At 60.8% G+C, this 16,138-nt stretch carries 18 protein-coding genes; 10 read left to right on the top strand and 8 right to left on the bottom strand.

All coding sequences use genetic code 11. The features are described 5' to 3' along the window. The 3 genes from U5A52_RS00575 to lhpH all read right to left on the bottom strand — a co-directional run bounded on the left by U5A52_RS00575 (position 1) and on the right by lhpH (position 1,872). A complete protein-coding gene (locus U5A52_RS00575; protein ID WP_321914633.1) occupies positions 1–342 on the bottom strand; it encodes an H-NS family nucleoid-associated regulatory protein in 342 nt (113 codons plus the stop codon). Positions 343–465: 123 nt separating this feature from the next. Next, on the bottom strand, positions 466–717 hold the full coding sequence (locus U5A52_RS00570; protein ID WP_321933353.1) for a hypothetical protein: 252 nt from the start codon (positions 715–717) through the stop codon (positions 466–468). Positions 718–864: 147 nt separating this feature from the next. Continuing rightward, positions 865–1,872, bottom strand: coding sequence for a trans-3-hydroxy-L-proline dehydratase (lhpH, locus tag U5A52_RS00565; protein ID WP_321933351.1), 1,008 nt, complete (start codon positions 1,870–1,872; stop codon positions 865–867). Between the two features lie 134 nt (positions 1,873–2,006). On the opposite strand from lhpH, the gene U5A52_RS00560 reads away from it, so the two are divergent. Both U5A52_RS00560 and U5A52_RS00555 read left to right on the top strand, forming a co-directional pair. Next, complete coding sequence (locus tag U5A52_RS00560) at positions 2,007–3,782, top strand: phospholipase D-like domain-containing protein (protein WP_321933350.1); 1,776 nt, start codon at positions 2,007–2,009, stop codon at positions 3,780–3,782. An 84-nt stretch (positions 3,783–3,866) separates the two neighbouring features. Continuing rightward, positions 3,867–4,391, top strand: coding sequence for an MFS transporter (locus U5A52_RS00555; protein WP_321914608.1), 525 nt, complete (start codon positions 3,867–3,869; stop codon positions 4,389–4,391). Between the two features lie 26 nt (positions 4,392–4,417). On the opposite strand, the gene U5A52_RS00550 is transcribed toward U5A52_RS00555, so the two are convergent. The 3 genes from U5A52_RS00550 to U5A52_RS00540 form a co-directional block, all read right to left on the bottom strand. Next, positions 4,418–5,437: an AraC family transcriptional regulator gene (locus U5A52_RS00550; RefSeq protein WP_321933348.1), complete on the bottom strand. Its 1,020-nt coding sequence runs from the start codon at positions 5,435–5,437 to the stop codon at positions 4,418–4,420. Between the two features lie 135 nt (positions 5,438–5,572). After that, positions 5,573–6,730 carry a DNA polymerase IV gene (gene dinB, locus U5A52_RS00545; RefSeq protein WP_321933346.1) on the bottom strand — a complete coding sequence of 386 codons (1,158 nt, stop codon included), beginning with the start codon at positions 6,728–6,730 and terminating at the stop codon, positions 5,573–5,575. A 357-nt stretch (positions 6,731–7,087) separates the two neighbouring features. After that, positions 7,088–7,306 (bottom strand): hypothetical protein, encoded by a 219-nt coding sequence (locus tag U5A52_RS00540; RefSeq protein ID WP_321914636.1) that lies wholly within the window; start codon positions 7,304–7,306, stop codon positions 7,088–7,090. 191 nt (positions 7,307–7,497) lie between these two features. On the opposite strand from U5A52_RS00540, the gene U5A52_RS00535 reads away from it, so the two are divergent. From U5A52_RS00535 to U5A52_RS00500, 8 genes are all read left to right on the top strand, one after another. Next, positions 7,498–8,241 carry an H-NS family nucleoid-associated regulatory protein gene (locus U5A52_RS00535; protein WP_321934143.1) on the top strand — a complete coding sequence of 248 codons (744 nt, stop codon included), beginning with the start codon at positions 7,498–7,500 and terminating at the stop codon, positions 8,239–8,241. Between the two features lie 67 nt (positions 8,242–8,308). Then, positions 8,309–8,959, top strand: a complete 651-nt coding sequence (locus U5A52_RS00530) for a DUF429 domain-containing protein (RefSeq protein WP_321933344.1) — start codon at positions 8,309–8,311, stop codon at positions 8,957–8,959. 124 nt (positions 8,960–9,083) lie between these two features. Beyond that, positions 9,084–9,599 (top strand): gamma-glutamylcyclotransferase family protein, encoded by a 516-nt coding sequence (locus U5A52_RS00525; protein ID WP_321933343.1) that lies wholly within the window; start codon positions 9,084–9,086, stop codon positions 9,597–9,599. 114 nt (positions 9,600–9,713) lie between these two features. Continuing rightward, positions 9,714–10,574, top strand: coding sequence for a MurR/RpiR family transcriptional regulator (locus U5A52_RS00520; RefSeq protein WP_321933341.1), 861 nt, complete (start codon positions 9,714–9,716; stop codon positions 10,572–10,574). Between the two features lie 199 nt (positions 10,575–10,773). Then, positions 10,774–11,853, top strand: coding sequence for a C45 family peptidase (locus U5A52_RS00515; RefSeq protein ID WP_321933340.1), 1,080 nt, complete (start codon positions 10,774–10,776; stop codon positions 11,851–11,853). 28 nt (positions 11,854–11,881) lie between these two features. Beyond that, entirely contained in the window at positions 11,882–13,228 is a 1,347-nt protein-coding gene (locus tag U5A52_RS00510; RefSeq protein ID WP_321933338.1) for an aspartate aminotransferase family protein, read from the top strand. A 115-nt stretch (positions 13,229–13,343) separates the two neighbouring features. Beyond that, on the top strand, positions 13,344–13,910 hold the full coding sequence (locus U5A52_RS00505; RefSeq protein WP_321933336.1) for a carboxymuconolactone decarboxylase family protein: 567 nt from the start codon (positions 13,344–13,346) through the stop codon (positions 13,908–13,910). 623 nt (positions 13,911–14,533) lie between these two features. Further along, entirely contained in the window at positions 14,534–14,821 is a 288-nt protein-coding gene (locus U5A52_RS00500; RefSeq protein ID WP_321914618.1) for a YodC family protein, read from the top strand. A gap of 100 nt (positions 14,822–14,921) precedes the next feature. Here U5A52_RS00500 and U5A52_RS00495 read toward each other — a convergent pair whose 3' ends face one another. Together U5A52_RS00495 and U5A52_RS00490 are read right to left on the bottom strand one after the other, a co-directional pair. After that, positions 14,922–15,554 carry a LysE family translocator gene (locus U5A52_RS00495; RefSeq protein WP_321914619.1) on the bottom strand — a complete coding sequence of 211 codons (633 nt, stop codon included), beginning with the start codon at positions 15,552–15,554 and terminating at the stop codon, positions 14,922–14,924. Positions 15,555–15,746: 192 nt separating this feature from the next. After that, complete coding sequence (locus U5A52_RS00490; protein ID WP_321914620.1) at positions 15,747–16,067, bottom strand: superinfection immunity protein; 321 nt, start codon at positions 16,065–16,067, stop codon at positions 15,747–15,749. Positions 16,068–16,138: the final 71 nt, after the last annotated feature.

Below are 16,138 nucleotides of genomic sequence, written 5' to 3'. Positions count from 1 at the left end.
TCAAGCCGCGCCGCTATGCTCTGTCCTTACAGTTGCCAAACGGCTGCCGGCAAACGGGTCCTGCCGCCAGTCCACCTTCGGGGGTTGGGCCGGCTGCTGTTCGGCCGTCTCGCCGATAGCAAAATGCTCGAGCGACTGCCCCGCGCTTGTCGCCTGCACCACCCACCGCGGGGCGTCGCCTTTGCCGTCCCACGTGTGGCCAGCCGCATCCCGGTAACGGGCGGCTCGCAATTGCGCGGCATCCGCAGCAATTGAGGCAGCAATATCGTCCGGTTCGATTCCATATTCGGCCATCCGACGCTGCAGATAGGCCACGATGCTTTCGCGTTTTCGTTCGTCCATTTCTAGTTGTGCTTCGCTCTGAATGCAACTCTTGAGCAGAATATAGCGCAAGTCGCGTGCCGCCACGATATCACAGCTTGAAAGGGCGGCTCTGGCGGCGGTAGCGAAAGGCCCAGCCCGGAATCAGGTAGTGAGTTTCTGGGAGCGGGCCGCTTCATGTTGTGCGGCTCGTTCTTCCGCATTCTTCTTCGCAATGTGATGCCCCACGATACACCCGCCGACGGCGCCAACCACGGCGTGGTGACCTGCATAATGTCCCGCTACGCCACCCACGACAGCGCCCTTGAGGCAGCCTGCGGCTTGTGCGGTTCCGGCTGCCGCCAGTCCTAAAGTGGCCGCCGCGGCAAACATCCTGATTCGGTTATTGACGTTCATGATAATCGCTTGCGGGAAATTTTAGCTTGAAAATTGACTCAATATCATGCGTTTCTGGTGAGCGCGGTTCGGAGTGTAGGCGGCGGGGCCGGACACAGGTGCAACGGCGGTGCGAGTTTCGTAACGGCGCGTTATCGGGGGAAACGCTTACCGGACGAGGAAGCCGTAAGTCAGCGGGTCGCGTTCGTCCACGATCCAGGTTGCGAAGCCGCAAACAAACGCGTTGCCTTCGACTTCCGGAATCACTGCCTTGAAGTCGCCGATTGTCGTTTCGCTGAGCACGCGTCCTTTGAAAACCGTGCCGATGATGGACTCATTCACAAGGGTCTCGTCTTTGCCAAGTTCGCCACGCAGGTACAACTGGGCGACGCGGCCGCCGGTGCCGGAGCCGGTCGGCGAGCGGTCCACTTCGCGGTCCGCGAACACGCAGCAATTGGCTTGCGTCGAACCTTCGTGCCGCGGTGCGTTGGCAATGATGGTTCCGTAAATGTGATTGATTTCAGGGATCTCGGGGTGCTCGACGGGGTACGCCTTGTTCGCGGCTTCCTTCACCTCGGCGCCGAACCGGATGAGTTCCTCGACCGACGACTCGCGCACGGCGAGTCCATGCGGCTGACCGTCGGTATAGAAGTAGAAGGCGCCGCCAAAAGCGATATCGCCCTTCACCGTACCAAAGGACGGCGTTTGAACAATCACGTCGCGCTTCCAGATGAACGACGGGACATTCACGAATCGCACGTTGCCGGCGTGTTCGCCATCCCACTGAACGAATGCTTCGATAAAGCCACAGGGAGCGTCGATGCCAACACGCGTTTCCGGGACCTGGCGCTGAACCCAGCCAAGTTCGACTGCCGCGGTAGACAGCGCGATCACGCCGTGTCCGCAGTGGTCGCTATAGCCCTCGTTGTGAAGAAAGATAATACCAAAGTCGGCGGTTGGGCTAACCGGCTCGGTCAGATAGCCGCCGTACATGTCGGCGTGACCACGCGGTTCGAACATCAAGGCGGTGCGGATTTCGTCGGCGTTCTCTTTTAGCCACGCGCGACGCTTCACAATCGTGTCGCCCGGCAGGCGTGGCAATCCGCTCGTGACGATACGGAAGGCTTCGCCGCCGGTATGGACCTCGACGGTCGAAATGGTACGAACAGGTTTCATGATGTTTTACGCTGTAGACTCACTGACCTTGGGCTGCGTCATTGAAACGACATCTACGTAACATACACCATTCACTGTCTCAACAAACTGCTGGTCGAAACTCCAGATTTTGGCCAACACAGACGAGGTGAGCGATGTCGACGAAGATCCGCAGTTATCTCTCCCCCACGTTGGTTTTGCTCGCTTTCGACTGGCCAGAAGGTGCCACACGCGCCGACTTCCTGGGTTTCGCCATCGAGCGAGCCCCCGGTTTCACGAGTCCGGACGGGAAGTCTCATGCGGCAAGCAACTGGCTCCCCAATCGAATCACGTTCAAAGGGCCCGTGCCGGATGGGAAGCCCGATGCGCCTTCGAACACCGCGCCGATTCAAAAATTTATGTGGTGGGACGCGCGCATCGAGGAGGCCGACAGGGGCAAGCAGTTCAAGTACACCGTTTATCCGGTAGTCGGTACGCCGGACAATCCGAATCTGCTGAACGCAGAGGCGAGTTCGTGTGAGGTCACGCTTCCGGCGCATATCGAAGACGGCGTGGGTACGTGGTTCAACCGCGCGGTGGTCAGTTCGCAGGCCTTTGCGCGGCAGGTCAAGGCCATGGGAATCGATCCACATAGCGCGCCGCCGGCCGCAGAGGCCCTTCAACTTCGAACATGGCTTGCTAACGATATGCAGCTTGTGTTCAAGGAAATATTCCTGGACTCGTCCCACGCTGCAGCAGCTGTCTATCACTTGACGGACCCGCTTTGGGCGATACCGGCGTTCAAGGATTTTGGAACGGCCCACGGAAAAGGGAATGTTGCCGTTGTCTACGACTCGCACCTGGTTCGCGAAAAAGGCAAATCTCCCGCGCCGTCACCCAATCAACCCACGGTCGATGCACTGAACAGCGTTGTGACTTTCTGCCCCCGTGACAAGACTCATATCATGCACGACAAGCTTATCGTGACGGATAGGGGCGATAGACAAGGTAATCCGGCATTCGTCCTTGCGGGTTCCGCGAATTTCACAACGGAAGGCATCACGGAACAGGCCAACGTGCTCCACCTGTTCGATTCGGCCAATCTCGCGAAACGATATGACGACAGAACGAAGGCCATAGCCAGCAATCCGCCCATCAATCAAACCGCTGAACTCGCGGATGGTTGGTCGGACGCCGTGACGGTGGGAAGCGCAGCCGTGCGCGTTTGCTTTTCTCCGGAGGCGAAAAGCAAACGTACCCAGATCGACACGATCGTAGAAGCGATAGGCAAGGCGCGGCATTCCGTTTTGTTTTGCCTCTTCATGCCGACTGACGAGCCGCTTCGCGACGCCTGCTTTGCGGCTGGCGACAAGGGGCGAATGATGTTCGGCCTCGTCAACAATATCAGTGAAAAGTCCGCTCAGAATGCGCAAGAGGCGCAAAAAGCGGGAGAAGTGGTGAGTACCACGGCTCTGGCCAACCTTGCGCTCTATCATCGAAGCAAGGAAAACCGCGATGTCATCGACGCGTCGTACTTCTCCCCGGCGACCGTGCCCGAAGGATTCGAGCCTGAGCTTCGGCTTTTTCCCGGCGAAGTCGCGCCTGGTTACGCTCCGGTCATCATCCACCATAAATTCATTGTCATCGATGCCGAGGGAGACAATCCTATTGTTTACACAGGCTCGGCAAACATGAGCAACAACTCGGAGCATTTCAATGACGAGAACCTGCTCGAAATAAAGGACGCGCGAATTGCCGCCATTTACCTCGCGGAGTTCATGCGGCTATACGAGCACTATCGGGCTCGCGCCATTGGCATCGAGGCGCAGCAGCGTAGAACCGTTCAACGGCTGATGCTGCAACCCGACCGCAAGTGGGCGGACAAATACTACAAGGCGAATAGTCCGGAGGAGAAGGCGCGGATTGCATTGGCAGCAAGCCCGGCCAACTGAAGTCAATGACGCATTCGCACGACGGCGCTCGCCCGCGTTTCGCGGTCGATGAATTCTGCATGGGCTCGCGCGTGATATCTGGCGTTGCTGGGCGCATCCCTGGGGCTGCTAATCACCAGCACGGTGTCGCCGGCAGCGCTCGCTTCGTGGGGCTGGCGCATCCCGTTCCTGATCGGTCTTCTGATTGCACCAGTTGACCTCTATGTTCGCCTGCGGCTTCGCGACGAACCGATTTTCACCAACAGCGCCAGACATGCCGGCACACCGCTTGCCCAACTGTGTCGCGAACATGGGAGGACGATCCTGCTGGCGACGCTGATGATCATGGGGCAAACCATACCGGTGTACGCGATTGTCTACCTCATGCCGAGCTATGCGGCACGTGGGATGCACATGCCCGCCATCATTGGATTCATGGCTTCCGCGTTGTCTGCTTTACTGCTGGTATGCGTTGAGTGTTGCTCTATTAGGCAGCACCGCTCAATTCATTGTGACCGGTTTGGTCAAATGGAGCGGCAATCCCTGTCTGCGGCATGGTATGTTGCGCCCGCGTGTTGCGTGAGCTTTTGCGTGCTGACGTTTTTCAAGGAGCGGCGCGTCGGACGATGAACCTGGCGCACAGGCATCGACGCCTGTCAGCGCGACTGCAGCCGCCTGCTAGCGAGCGCCCGAAAATCCTGCGGCGCCATGTCGTACGCGCGCCGGAAGGCGCGTGTGAAATCGGAGGCGCTTTTGAAGCCGAGTCCGTAGGCAATCTCGATCACCGTGACGTGCGAATACCGGACCAGTTCATCGGCTGCGCGACGTAGCCTCAGGTTTCGGATGTAAGCGCCAAGGCCGCCTTCGTGCTGAAACAGGCGATAGAGGGTTGGGCGAGGAAGTGCAAGCGCATTGAGTACACTTTCAGGGGAGAGGTCGCTTTCAGTCAGGTGCGCCTGAATATAGCGCCGTACCTGAGCGAACATCGCCGCCCGGGCTGCCGCACGAGTGTCGCCGTTCAGGCCCGCTTGCCGTCCAAACGCTGCGACAAGCAGTTCCGCCGCCTCGCGTATGGCGCCGTCCGCCTCCGCGGCGCTCAGGCTTGCGATTCTCCCACTGAGCGCCGCAACGTGTTCGGTAATCAGTGGCACAAGTGGCATCGACGCGTGAAGCACACGGCCATGGATGGCTTCCGGATCAGGAAACACCTTTTGCACCAACTCGCCCGGCACGAAAAACGTGACCACCCTGCATGCCTGGCGCTGCATTCGAATCGCCTGGTTCAGATCGAGCGCAAGAATGCTGGCGGGCGCAGGAGTGCTGTCGCGCTGCGCGGTGCGCGTGACCACGTTCTCAACGCCACCCTCCAGAAACACATGGAAGACGAAGTCGCGTACCCGGTCTGTCGAAATCCGTGCCTGAGAGCGTTCGAGCACAAGCAGGTCCGACCGGCAATCCGTAAATACAAGGTTATTCACCGCATAGCGGTCAATTGAGGCCTGAAACGGCTTCTCCAGGGCGGATAGCGAGGGCACCACGTCAATGAGATGGCCCACTCGATCCCGCCAGGCGAGCAAGCGACGTTCTGGCGGTTCGCCCTGCACACTGAAATGATTGTGGGCAATGCCATGTTCAAATGGACGGAAGACGTCGACCGTGGGTACGCGCGAGCTCATGCGAAGAAGTCTTTGCTGAAATGTGCCTGAAAGTCTTCTGGAATAGACGCTTTGAGAATCTAACCGAAATTCTGCCCGTAGTGAATTGTTCGAAAAAGGCCTGTCTCGGAGCGATCGAACGCCGGCGATCGAGCGTCAGCAATCGAAAGGCAACTCGCCCTGCGTCGGCACGGCGGATGCAGTACCCGTGGCGCGCTCGAGAGAGCCAATGCGTACACCGATGAGGCGGATCCTCCGATCCAGCGACACGCGCTTCAGGCATTCGCCGACAGCTCGCCGGATAGCCACGACATCTGCCACCGGTTCGGTGAGCGAGAGGTCGCGAGTGACGATCTTGAAGTCGGCGAACTTGATTTTCAGGCCTACCGTTCGGCCGCGGTACCCTTTGCGCTGAAGATCCTCGGTAACCCGTTCGCAAAGGCGTGTCAACGCCGGCGTCAGGACCGCACGATCGCGCACGACATGCATGTCACGCTCGAACGTCGTTTCCCGGCTCATGGACTTTGGCTCGGAGGAAACCACGACGGCGCGATCGTCGAGGCCTCGGGCGATTCTGGCCAGCCACGCGGCGTACGTGCGCCCGAAGTGCTCCTGCAATAGTCCGAGGTCAGCCGAGGCCAACTCACCGACCGTTCCGATCCCGAGGCTCGCCAGGCGTTCACTTGCACGCGGGCCGATGCCATTCACTTTCTTTGCCGGAAGCGGCCAGATGCGCGACTCGAGGTCGTCCATCGTGAGTATGGTGAGACCATTCGGCTTATCGAGCTCCGAGCCGATTTTTGCGAGCAGCTTGTTCGGTGCGATGGCGATAGAGCAAGTGAGGCGGGTCGCTTCGTGCACGGCCGTCTTGATCCGGTTTCCAAGTTCGCTCGATTCGCCCTCGATGCCCGTGAGGTCAATGTAGATCTCGTCGATTCCCCGGTCTTCGATCTGGTCCGTGAACGTGCGCACCACGTCTTTGAACTGGCGCGAATAGCGCCGGTACGAATCAAAGTCCGTAGGCAGCAGGATGGCATCGGGCGCGAGTAGGGCGGCCTTCATCATGCCCATCGCGGAGAAAACGCCGAGGGCGCGCGCTTCGTAGGTCGAAGTCGTGACCACGCCGCGGCCCACATAGTCGCGCAGTCGCGCAAAGCGGCGCGTGCCGTCGGGCAGGACTTCTGGTGCCGCATTGCGCCCGCCGCCGATTACGACGGGTTTGCCGCGCAATTCGGGGTAGCGCAGCAGTTCGACGGATGCATAAAAAGCGTCCATGTCGAGATGCGCAATGCGGCGTGTGCGGTGGCTTGTCACGTTGCAACTACTGTGGAATTGTCCGGGCGGTCCTTGAGTGTTTGCGCCGGAACGCAGTGCCCGCACGATTGTTCATCTGTTTTCCCAGTCGAAGTTCACGGTCGGAAGCTCGGCAAGCCGCGCACTCACTGCGCCATAGTACTGTATGTTTGCACAGTATTCTACCGCATGCTTCCGGCTGTACCGCTAACTTCTTTCAGTGGGAAAAAATCCTGGTTGTGTCGCGCAAAGGGGCTTCGATGATCAATTCGCGCACGCCGCCGATCCTGAATAACGCGTAAGAACAGGATGGATTGAAGTGGAGGGGCGAAGTACGCCGGGCAGGCGTGTGTTTTTATCGTTGCGCAACGATTGGCGCTATCCGTTGGTATCCACCCAGGCACGTGCCCATGCGAGTCCTGCCTCCTGCGCAGCATCCTCAGAATTAAACAAATCCAGAACGCCTGAAGCGTTGATGAGTTTGTTGTCCCGGGTCACGGTGCCGCTCCCCGCATAGCGTTCAGGCGTGAGGATCTCCGATTGTTGCGCGATAGCGTGGCCCCACAAAACATATCCCTTGTATATTTCTCTTTCCATATCTTGTCCAAACGTCGGTGTCGTACCCAATTCACTCACCAGCCTGATTCGGAAGCGGCGTTGCGAGCGGGTCAGAAATAGACAGTAATGTTTCTCACTGCTGAACGCAAAGTAATTCGGTACCAAATGTTGTATTCGTCGTCCGATGTGGCATAGTGGGAAAAACTATCTCATCAAAGGAAAAACCACGAATGGCCACACTCCAATCAATTCAGGCACGAATCGCAAAGTTGCAGGCTCAGGCAGAATCGTTGGCGACAACGAAATCGACGGCAGTACTCGAAAAGATTCGCGGTTTGATGGACAAGCATGCCGTGACGCTTGCCGAAATTGAGGCATTCGTCGGCAAGCGTCGCGGCCGCAAACCGGGAAAAGCGGTTACGGCGAAGCAGGGTTCGTCCGCTGCGAAGTATCTCGATCCCAAAACTGGCGCGACGTGGACTGGCCATGGTCGTGCTCCCGCGTGGATTGCAAAGGCAAAGGACCGAAGCAAGTTCCTGGTTGCCGATGCAGCACCGAAATCGGCTGCCGCTGTGAAAGCGCCTAAGGCGGGTAACTACGTGCGTGGACCGCAGCCGCCGAAATATCGTGACCCGAAAACCGGCGCGACGTGGTCTGGTCGTGGCACCGCACCGGCATGGCTCGCCGGCGCGAAGGACCGGTCGAAGTTCCTGATTGAAAAGGCCGAGCCTGCTGCGAAGCCGGCCAAGGCGCCGACAGCGAAGAAGGCTGCTGCAAAGACGAGCACGGCAACCAGGAAGGTATCTGCGAAGAAGGCAGCGCCGGCACGCAAGGCTGCTGCGAGGAACGGCGCAGCAGCGAAGTCACCCGTCGCGCGAAAAGTGCGAGCGCCGAAGCTCGTCGTGGCGGCGCCTGTCGAAGTTACCGCGCCTCAGGCGGCTGCTGAAGGTGCGGGCACGGCCGCCGCAGCCTAAGTGACACACCGGGCTGCAAGCATGCTTACAGCCCGGTTCAACGCTTGTTACGCGTGGCGGGGACCGCTTGAACACATGCACGGTCGCTGGCATCGATGTGGGCGGAGACAAAAAGGGCTGCCATCTAGTCATTCTGGATGGCAGTCGAGCGTTCCGGCCTCCGGATGCGAAAACGCCTCAGCAGATGCTGCAGGCGTGTCTTGAGTACGACGTTCAGGCCGTTGGAATAGACGCTCCTTGCCGGTGGGGCGTTGAAGGCGAAGGGCGGCGTGCGGAAAGGGAACTCGCGCGTCAACATATCTTTTCCTTTGCCACGCCAACTCGAAGGCGGGCAGATGAGAACTCGAGTCGCTTCTACCGGTGGATGTTCAACGGAGAGCAGATTTACGAAGTCTTCTCTTCCACCTGGCCGCTGCTGACATCTCGCAAATTCGAAGGCGGGCGTGTCAGCTTCGAAACGTTTCCCCATGCCGTGACCTGTGCGCTCCGGGGCAAGGAGGGAACGTCCGCGAGGCAAAAGCGCTGGCAACGACCCAAAGTACTGGAAAGCGCGAAAATCGACGCCTCACGATTGAAGTCTATCGACGACTTCGATGCCGCACTGTGTGCACTGTGCGCGAGATACCTGATCGAAGGGCAGACGTACGCGTACGGCGACACGGAAGGCGGTTATATTCATGTCCCGGTTGCGCTTGCCTTAAATAAGCGCCACCAATGAGTCTGGCGTGTACATCTTTGCACCGTGCTGCGAACTCATTTCGGAAGCAGAAGGGTCGGTTTGAGCTACATGGGCACCGTGTTCTTCTTGCTGAGCTGCAATTGTCACGAGGGCAATCACAGCAATGAACTCGAGCAACGAATTTTCTTATTTCGCTTACGGCTCCAATATGTCGGTACGACGCCTCGCTGCGAGGCTGCCGTCAGCGAAGGTGGTCACCACGGGGTTCGTGACGGGCTACAAACTCGCGTTCGACAAATTGAGCAAAAAGGACGGCTCCGGTAAATGCGATTGTGAGCACACAGGAAACGCTGGTGACAGAGTCTATGGTGTCATTTTCTCGGTGGTGAGTAGCGAACGAGAGGCGCTCGACACATTCGAGGGAGCGGGGAAGGGCTACGAACCATTGAGTATTCGGGTGGAGACCGCGATTGGCGGAATGTATGCACTGACCTACGTCGCCACGAAAAAGCAACCGGGTCTGCTGCCATACCACTGGTACAAGCATCATGTATTGGTAGGCGCAAAGGAGGCGAACCTGCCTGAAGATTATGTGCGGGCAATCGAAGCGGTTGTCTCCATCGACGACCCTGACCTGGTTCGAACTGAGACGGAGCTTCGGACTTACTCGGCGAGTTAATTAAGCAGCGGCCGATTCGGCAAAATTCCTTTGCCGCTCACCAATCTGCCCCGACTTGCAACAACTGGCAACACGAGTGGTAACATTTGTTGTCACCCACTGCCCGAGCGACGCATGCCAGACAGTTTCGACCAGCTCGCCGCGCTGATTCGCGCGCGTTTCTCCGACTTGAGCCCGCAGTTCCAGACCGGCGCTGCCTTTCTGCTCGACCACCCCGACGAGGTTGCCGTCTCGTCCATGCGCAAGGTGGCCGAGCGCGCCAACGTGCAGCCCGCTTCGCTCGTGCGGCTTTCCCAGCAACTGGGTTTTCCGGGCTGGAACGAGCTGCGGGACCTTTTCGTCGCGCGGGTGCGAACGCGGCCGGAGCCGCTTTCCTCGCGGGCGCGCTCACTCGTGGCGGGCAGCGCCAAGGACGGTCTCGCGCGCGACCTGCTCGTGGCGCAGCAGCACAATCTGGAGGCGAGCGCTGCGCACAACACACGCTCGATGGTCGAGGCGGCGCGTGTATTGCGCCGCGCGAAACACGTGCATGTGGCGGGTTTCCGCTCGTGCTATGCGGTGGCGTTCGGGCTCGTCTACGGTTACCGCCTGTTCCGGCCTTCCGTCTCCTTGCTGGGCGGCGAGGCGGGCACGCTGGAGATGCAGTTGCTCGGCATCGAGCGCGACAGCGCAACGATTGTTGTCAGCTTCGCACCATACTCGGTCGAGGCGGTGCGCGTCGCCGAGGTCGCGCTTGCCAAAGGCAGCCGCCTGATCGCGATTACCGACAGCGCCGTCTCGCCTATTGCGCTGAACGCCGACAAGGCGCTGATCTTCACGCACGCAAGCCCGTCGTTTTTCCCTTCGCTCGTGGCGGCGACGGCGCTGGCCGAGTCGCTTGTCGCCCATCTGCTGGCACTCGAAGGCTCGGGTGCGATCGCGCAGCTCGAGCAGGTCGAGCGTACGTTGAACGCCCGCGGCGCTTACGTGCCCTGAGCGCGCCGCTCCGGCATTTCCGCACCCTTTCACACTCGCTTTTCCGCAGGAGGATGCCGTCGCAAAACGGCATCCGGCCTTGTTTTATCCGTTTTCATCGCATTTGTTGTTATTTATATTTAAATTGACAACATATGTTGTTGAGGCGTATAAAGCACACTATCCGAAGACCCATCGCGGTAGCGAAGCGAGAAAACCGATGCAGGAACTAAACACCCTCCGGGGGCCGGCCATTCGGGCGGCTGGCTCGCCCGAGGCGATCGGGCGGCAGCTCGGCGCACACGTGAAGCCTATCTTTGCCGACTATATGGCGCAAAGCAGCGCCTGGCAGGCGGTGAGCCGTTGGCGCGGCAGTGCGTTCGCGCAGCAACTGCGCGCCGCAGCCACACAGCATTTCCCGGCCTATGTCGCGGAAATCGACGCCATGGCACAGGCGCTGGACTGGTCCGCAGACGACCTGTTCCTCTGGAATTGCCGCGGCGAGCTGATCCACAACGCGCCGGACGGCTGCACGACGCTTGCAGCGCGCACGCCTGCCGCGGGCCTCATTGCGCACAACGAAGACGGCGACCCCTGGCTGCGCGGCCGCTGCAGTGTGGTCGAGGTCGAGCCGGAAGGAAAGCCCGGTTTCGTGAGCTTTTACTATCCGGGCTCGCTGCCGGGACATACCTTTGCGGCCACGCGTGCGGGGCTTGCTCAAGCGATCAACAATGTGCGCATTCGCGAGCCGCGCGTGGGTGTGCCGCGCATGATCCTCGCGCGCGCCGTGCTCGATTGCGCGACGCTGGCAGACGCGCTCGCGCTGCTGCGCGACACGCCGCGAGCGAGCGGCTTCCACCACACGATCGGCGGGACAGACGAGGCGGGCGAGGTGCGTGTGTATAGCGTCGAAGCCACCGCGCAGCGCGCTTCGGTGCACGAAGTGAGCACGCCCTCGGGCCATGCGAATCACTTGATCCACGCGGGCTGCGAGCGTGAGTCGCAGATCGTCACCGAATCGTCGCGTGATCGCCAGGTCCGTCTCGCCCAGTTGTTGCCCGCGCTTGGCACGCAGCCCGACAGCGCGGCGTTCGTGCAGGCACTGCAAGACCGCGCGGGCGCTGGCCTGCCGATTTTTCGCGACGACCCGCACGACCCGGACGACGAAAACACGCTCGCCACTGCCTGCATGCGCGTCGAACCGCGCGGCGTGGCGCTCGGCGTCTGGCAGGGCGGCGAGCGCGTGCTCGACGTCTTTATCGATTCGAACGCGCGCCATGCAGACGGCGCGACCCGTTAATCATTCACGGACTTCATCGAGGACGCATATGACCAAGGTGTTTCATCGAATGCCGAAGCAAACCCTACCCGTCGCGGTGGCGGGCGAGGGCATCGAAATCATCGATTCCACTGGCAAGCGCTACATCGACGCGAGCGGCGGCGCCGCCGTCTCGTGCCTGGGCCACAGCAACCAGCGCGTGATCGAGGCGATCAAGCGGCAAGCGCAACAACTGCCGTACGCGCACACCTCGTTCTTCACGACCGAAGCCTCGGAACAGCTGGCCGAACATCTCATTGCCGCCGCGCCCAAGGGGCTCGACCATGTGTACTTCGTGTCGGGCGGGTCGGAGGCGATCGAGGCCGCGCTCAAGCTCGCGCGCCAGTACTTCGTGGAAAGGGGAGAGCTTGCGCGCCGCCACTTCATCGCGCGCCGCCAGAGCTACCACGGCAACACACTCGGCGCGCTCGCGATCGGCGGCAATGCGTGGCGCCGCGAGCCGTTCCTGCCAATCCTGATCGAATCGCATCACGTGAGCCCGTGCTACGCGTACCGCGAACGCCACGAGGGCGAAGCCGACGAGGCCTACGCGCAGCGCCTTGCCGACGAACTCGAACAGAAGATTCTCGAGCTTGGCCCGGACACGGTCGCGGCCTTCGTTGCGGAGACCGTGGTGGGTGCAACGGCCGGCGCAGTGCCGCCCGTGCGCGAATACTTCCGCAAGATCCGCGCAGTGTGCGACCGCTACGGCGTGCTGCTGATCCTCGACGAGATCATGTCGGGCATGGGTCGCACCGGACATCTGTTCGCCTGCGAAGAAGACGGCGTCTCGCCGGATCTGCTGACGATCGCGAAGGGCCTGGGCGCGGGCTACCAGCCGATCGGCGCGACGCTCGTGAGCCAGCGGATCTACGAAACGATCGTGGGCGGCAGCGGCTACTTCCAGCACGGCCACACCTATCTTGGCCACGCCACGGCATGCGCGGCGGCGCTCGAAGTGCAGCGCGTGATCGCCGAGGAAAAGCTGCTCGACAATGTCCTCGCCCGCGGCGAGCAACTGCGCGCAGGATTGCGCGAGCGTTTTGCAGACCATCCGTATGTGGGCGACGTGCGCGGCCGCGGCCTGTTCGTGGGCGTCGAGCTGGTGAAGGACCGCGCCACGAAAGCGAGCTTCGACCCGGCGCTCAAGCTGCACGCCGCGATCAAGCGCGATGCGTTCGCGCGCGGCCTGATGGTCTACCCGATGGGCGGCACCGTGGACGGCCGCAACGGCGATCATGTGCTGCTGGCGCCGCCGTTTATTTGCACCGAACAGAACATCGACACGATCGTCGAGCGGCTTGCCGCCGCGGTCGATGGTGCGCTCGACACGACGGGTGCGGCACGCCCGGCGTAAGCTTTGCCGTCACTGATTGATGTGCAACTAACTGTCCGCCGCTCACGCCCACCGCAAGCGCTGCGACCGCAAGCGGTCGCGCGCGGCAGGCCATGACCTCCAACGGAGTCCATCGATGACGCAAAACCCGCTTTCACGGCTTCCCGCCTTCGACGCTGCACAGGCATCGCCAGAGCAGAAGGCCGTGCTGGACGAGATCCTTTCCGGTCCGCGCGGCAACCTGAACGGCCCGTTCCTCGGCTGGATCCACAGCCCGGAACTGGCGCAGCATGCGCAACGCCTGGGTGCGTTCTGCCGCTATCAGACGGGCCTCTCGCTACGCCTCTCGGAACTGGCGATTCTCGTCACGGCCGCACGCTGGCAGGCGCAGGCCGAGTGGTACATCCACTATCCCATCGCGCTGAAGGCGGGCGTGCCCGAGGCGCTGGCCGAGCAAATCCGCACGGGCGCGACACCGCAGTTCGACGAGCCCGATGACGCGCTGATCCACGCCTTCACGACCGAGCTGTACGACGCGAAGCGCGTTTCCGACGCAACGTACGCGCGCGCGGTGGAGCGCTTTGGCCACGAAACCACGATTAACCTGGTCGGGCTGCTTGGCTACTACGCGCTCGTCGCGATGACGCTCAACGTCTTCGGCATGCGCGCCGAGGGCCAGACGACACTGCCGTTCGCGGAATAAGCGCGGCCCGACCGCGCACTGCACACGCGCCGCCCCATCCGGTTTCTCGGATGGGGCTTTTTTTTGCACTGCACTGCAATTCCAGTTAAGTGACAGCCGTATTTCAGCCGCATAATTTTCGGTATCCATCGGCTAAAACATGAGGATTCACTCTCGAGCGCCAAGGTTCGCTGGCACAGCAGGGGGATTAATCGAACGGACGGTTTATTGATACAGAAAACGTTTCCACTCGTGCCACCCGGGCGTTCATTTTTTGGACGTAATCGTTAATCCAGTTGCTGGCTTGCCATATTTATTGCAGTTGCGACGCGGCATTTTCCAGTCGCGAATGCGAAATAATATGACTGTTTGAAGGGGAAGCCCTGCCCGGTAGCTTTTGCCAGACATGGCCGGCTTTCCGTGTAAATTGTGCGAAGCAGGATTGGGCGGTGTTTTGCCATGCAGCGAATAACAGGGTTTTCAGCAGGTGTTATGAAAATCGCTTGCACGCATTAATTCGAGTTGTTAGTCTTGCGAAACTCATTAATGACCGCCCCATACTCATTATCGAAAGGGCGGTAGGGAGCCGGGGGCGCTAACCCACCGGTTTTTTTCTCTGTGCGACTTTTTTAACGGGGAACATCATGCTTGATACGACCATCGACGTAGCCGAAAAGCCGCTCGCTGCCATGGCCGGAATTGGCGACGTTGTCACCCTGAAATCGGGCGGTCCGCGCATGACCGTCATGTATGCCGGTCCGGTTGGCTTTGCCAGCGGTCACTGGCTGATCTGCCAGTGGTTCGACGAGCATGGCGAACTGCGCCAGGATATGTTCGCCCAGGACATGGTGCAAATCGAACCCCGCTCGATTCCCGCGGCATTCGTCAAAATGCGCAGCCCGGCCGGCGGAAGGGCCCTCGGCGGGATTTGAAGCGCCAGACCCAGGCTGACCTGCAGGCGCGCAAACGCGCGGCAGGCGCGCCAGACACGTACGAAATTGCGGCCGGGCCAGAGGCGCCCGGCCGTTTGCTTTATCGCTGGCCTTCGGCGGCGATACGCACGGCGAGCCCGGCCAGCACCGTGCCCATGAGCCAGCGCTGAAGCTTGAGCCAGCCCGGTCGGTCGCCGAGAAACGTTGCAATCGTTCCAGCCGTCATGGCAACGGCTGCGTTCACGCTGATCGAAAGCGCGATCTGCACGCTGCCGAGCACGATGGACTGCGCGAGTACGCTGCCGTGATGCGGGTCGATGAACTGCGGCAGCAGCGACAAATAGAGAATGGCAATTTTCGGGTTCAGGAGATTCGTGACGAAGCCCATCAGAAAGAGCTTGCGTGGGCGGTCGGCGGGCAGCTCGCGCACCTGGAACGGCGAGCGGCCACCCGGTTTGAGTGCCTGCCATGCGAGCCAGAACAGATAGAGCGCGCCGCCCAGGCGCAGGGCGTCATAGGCAAAGGGCACCGCCATCAGCAACGCGGTAATGCCGAATGCGGCGCACAGCATGTAGAACACGAAACCGAGCGCGACCCCGCCCAGCGAGATCAGGCCTGCCTTGTGGCCCTGGCAGATCGAGCGCGAGATCAGATAGATCATGTTGGGTCCGGGCGTGAGCGCCATGCCGAGTGCGACGGCGGCAAAGGCGAACAGCGGGGCGGCGTGTGGCATGACGGGGCTCCGTGTCAGGTGTGGCTGATAGGTGTCAGGGTGAATCGAGCGACGGGTACTGGCCTTTGCGCTTCAGCCTCATATCGCGTGGTCAAAACCGCGCGGCCAAAGCAGCTTGATCCCCGGTGATTATTCCATGCGAGGGCGGCGTGTGCTCGCCATGGCTTGCAACGTTGGCCGGACGGATAAGCCTCAATGCGGCGAGCGCTTTTGCTCGGCGGTGCGCGTTTCGCGTGCGTGGACTCGATCGTCGAGCCGGCGCGAGAAGAGCAGCATACCCAGCCGGCGGCTGCGGATCTTGGTCTGCCCGCCGAGATCCTTCGGCGGATTCGGCTGAAGCGCCCAGAAGAGCGCCAGCAGCCAGCCAAGCAATGTCCAGCCGAGTACGGCGTTGAAGACGGCGAGGATCAGCAGGTCGTGACGCTGGCGCCTGTCAGCGATCAGCGCGGGGAGAAAGTAGAGCGCAACCACCGCTGCGAGAACGACGATCTCGAAGACGGAACGGCTCACCATATTTCATTCTCCAGAAAAAAGGGCGGAATATATCTGACGGCTCATTGTCGCGCGGATTGGACCTAAGCGCA

Source organism: Paraburkholderia sp. J8-2, assembly GCF_905220195.1.
Taxonomy (GTDB): Bacteria; Pseudomonadota; Gammaproteobacteria; order Burkholderiales; family Burkholderiaceae; genus Paraburkholderia.
Note: the sequence above shows the minus strand (reverse complement) of the source record. Positions and strands in the feature narration are given on the sequence as shown.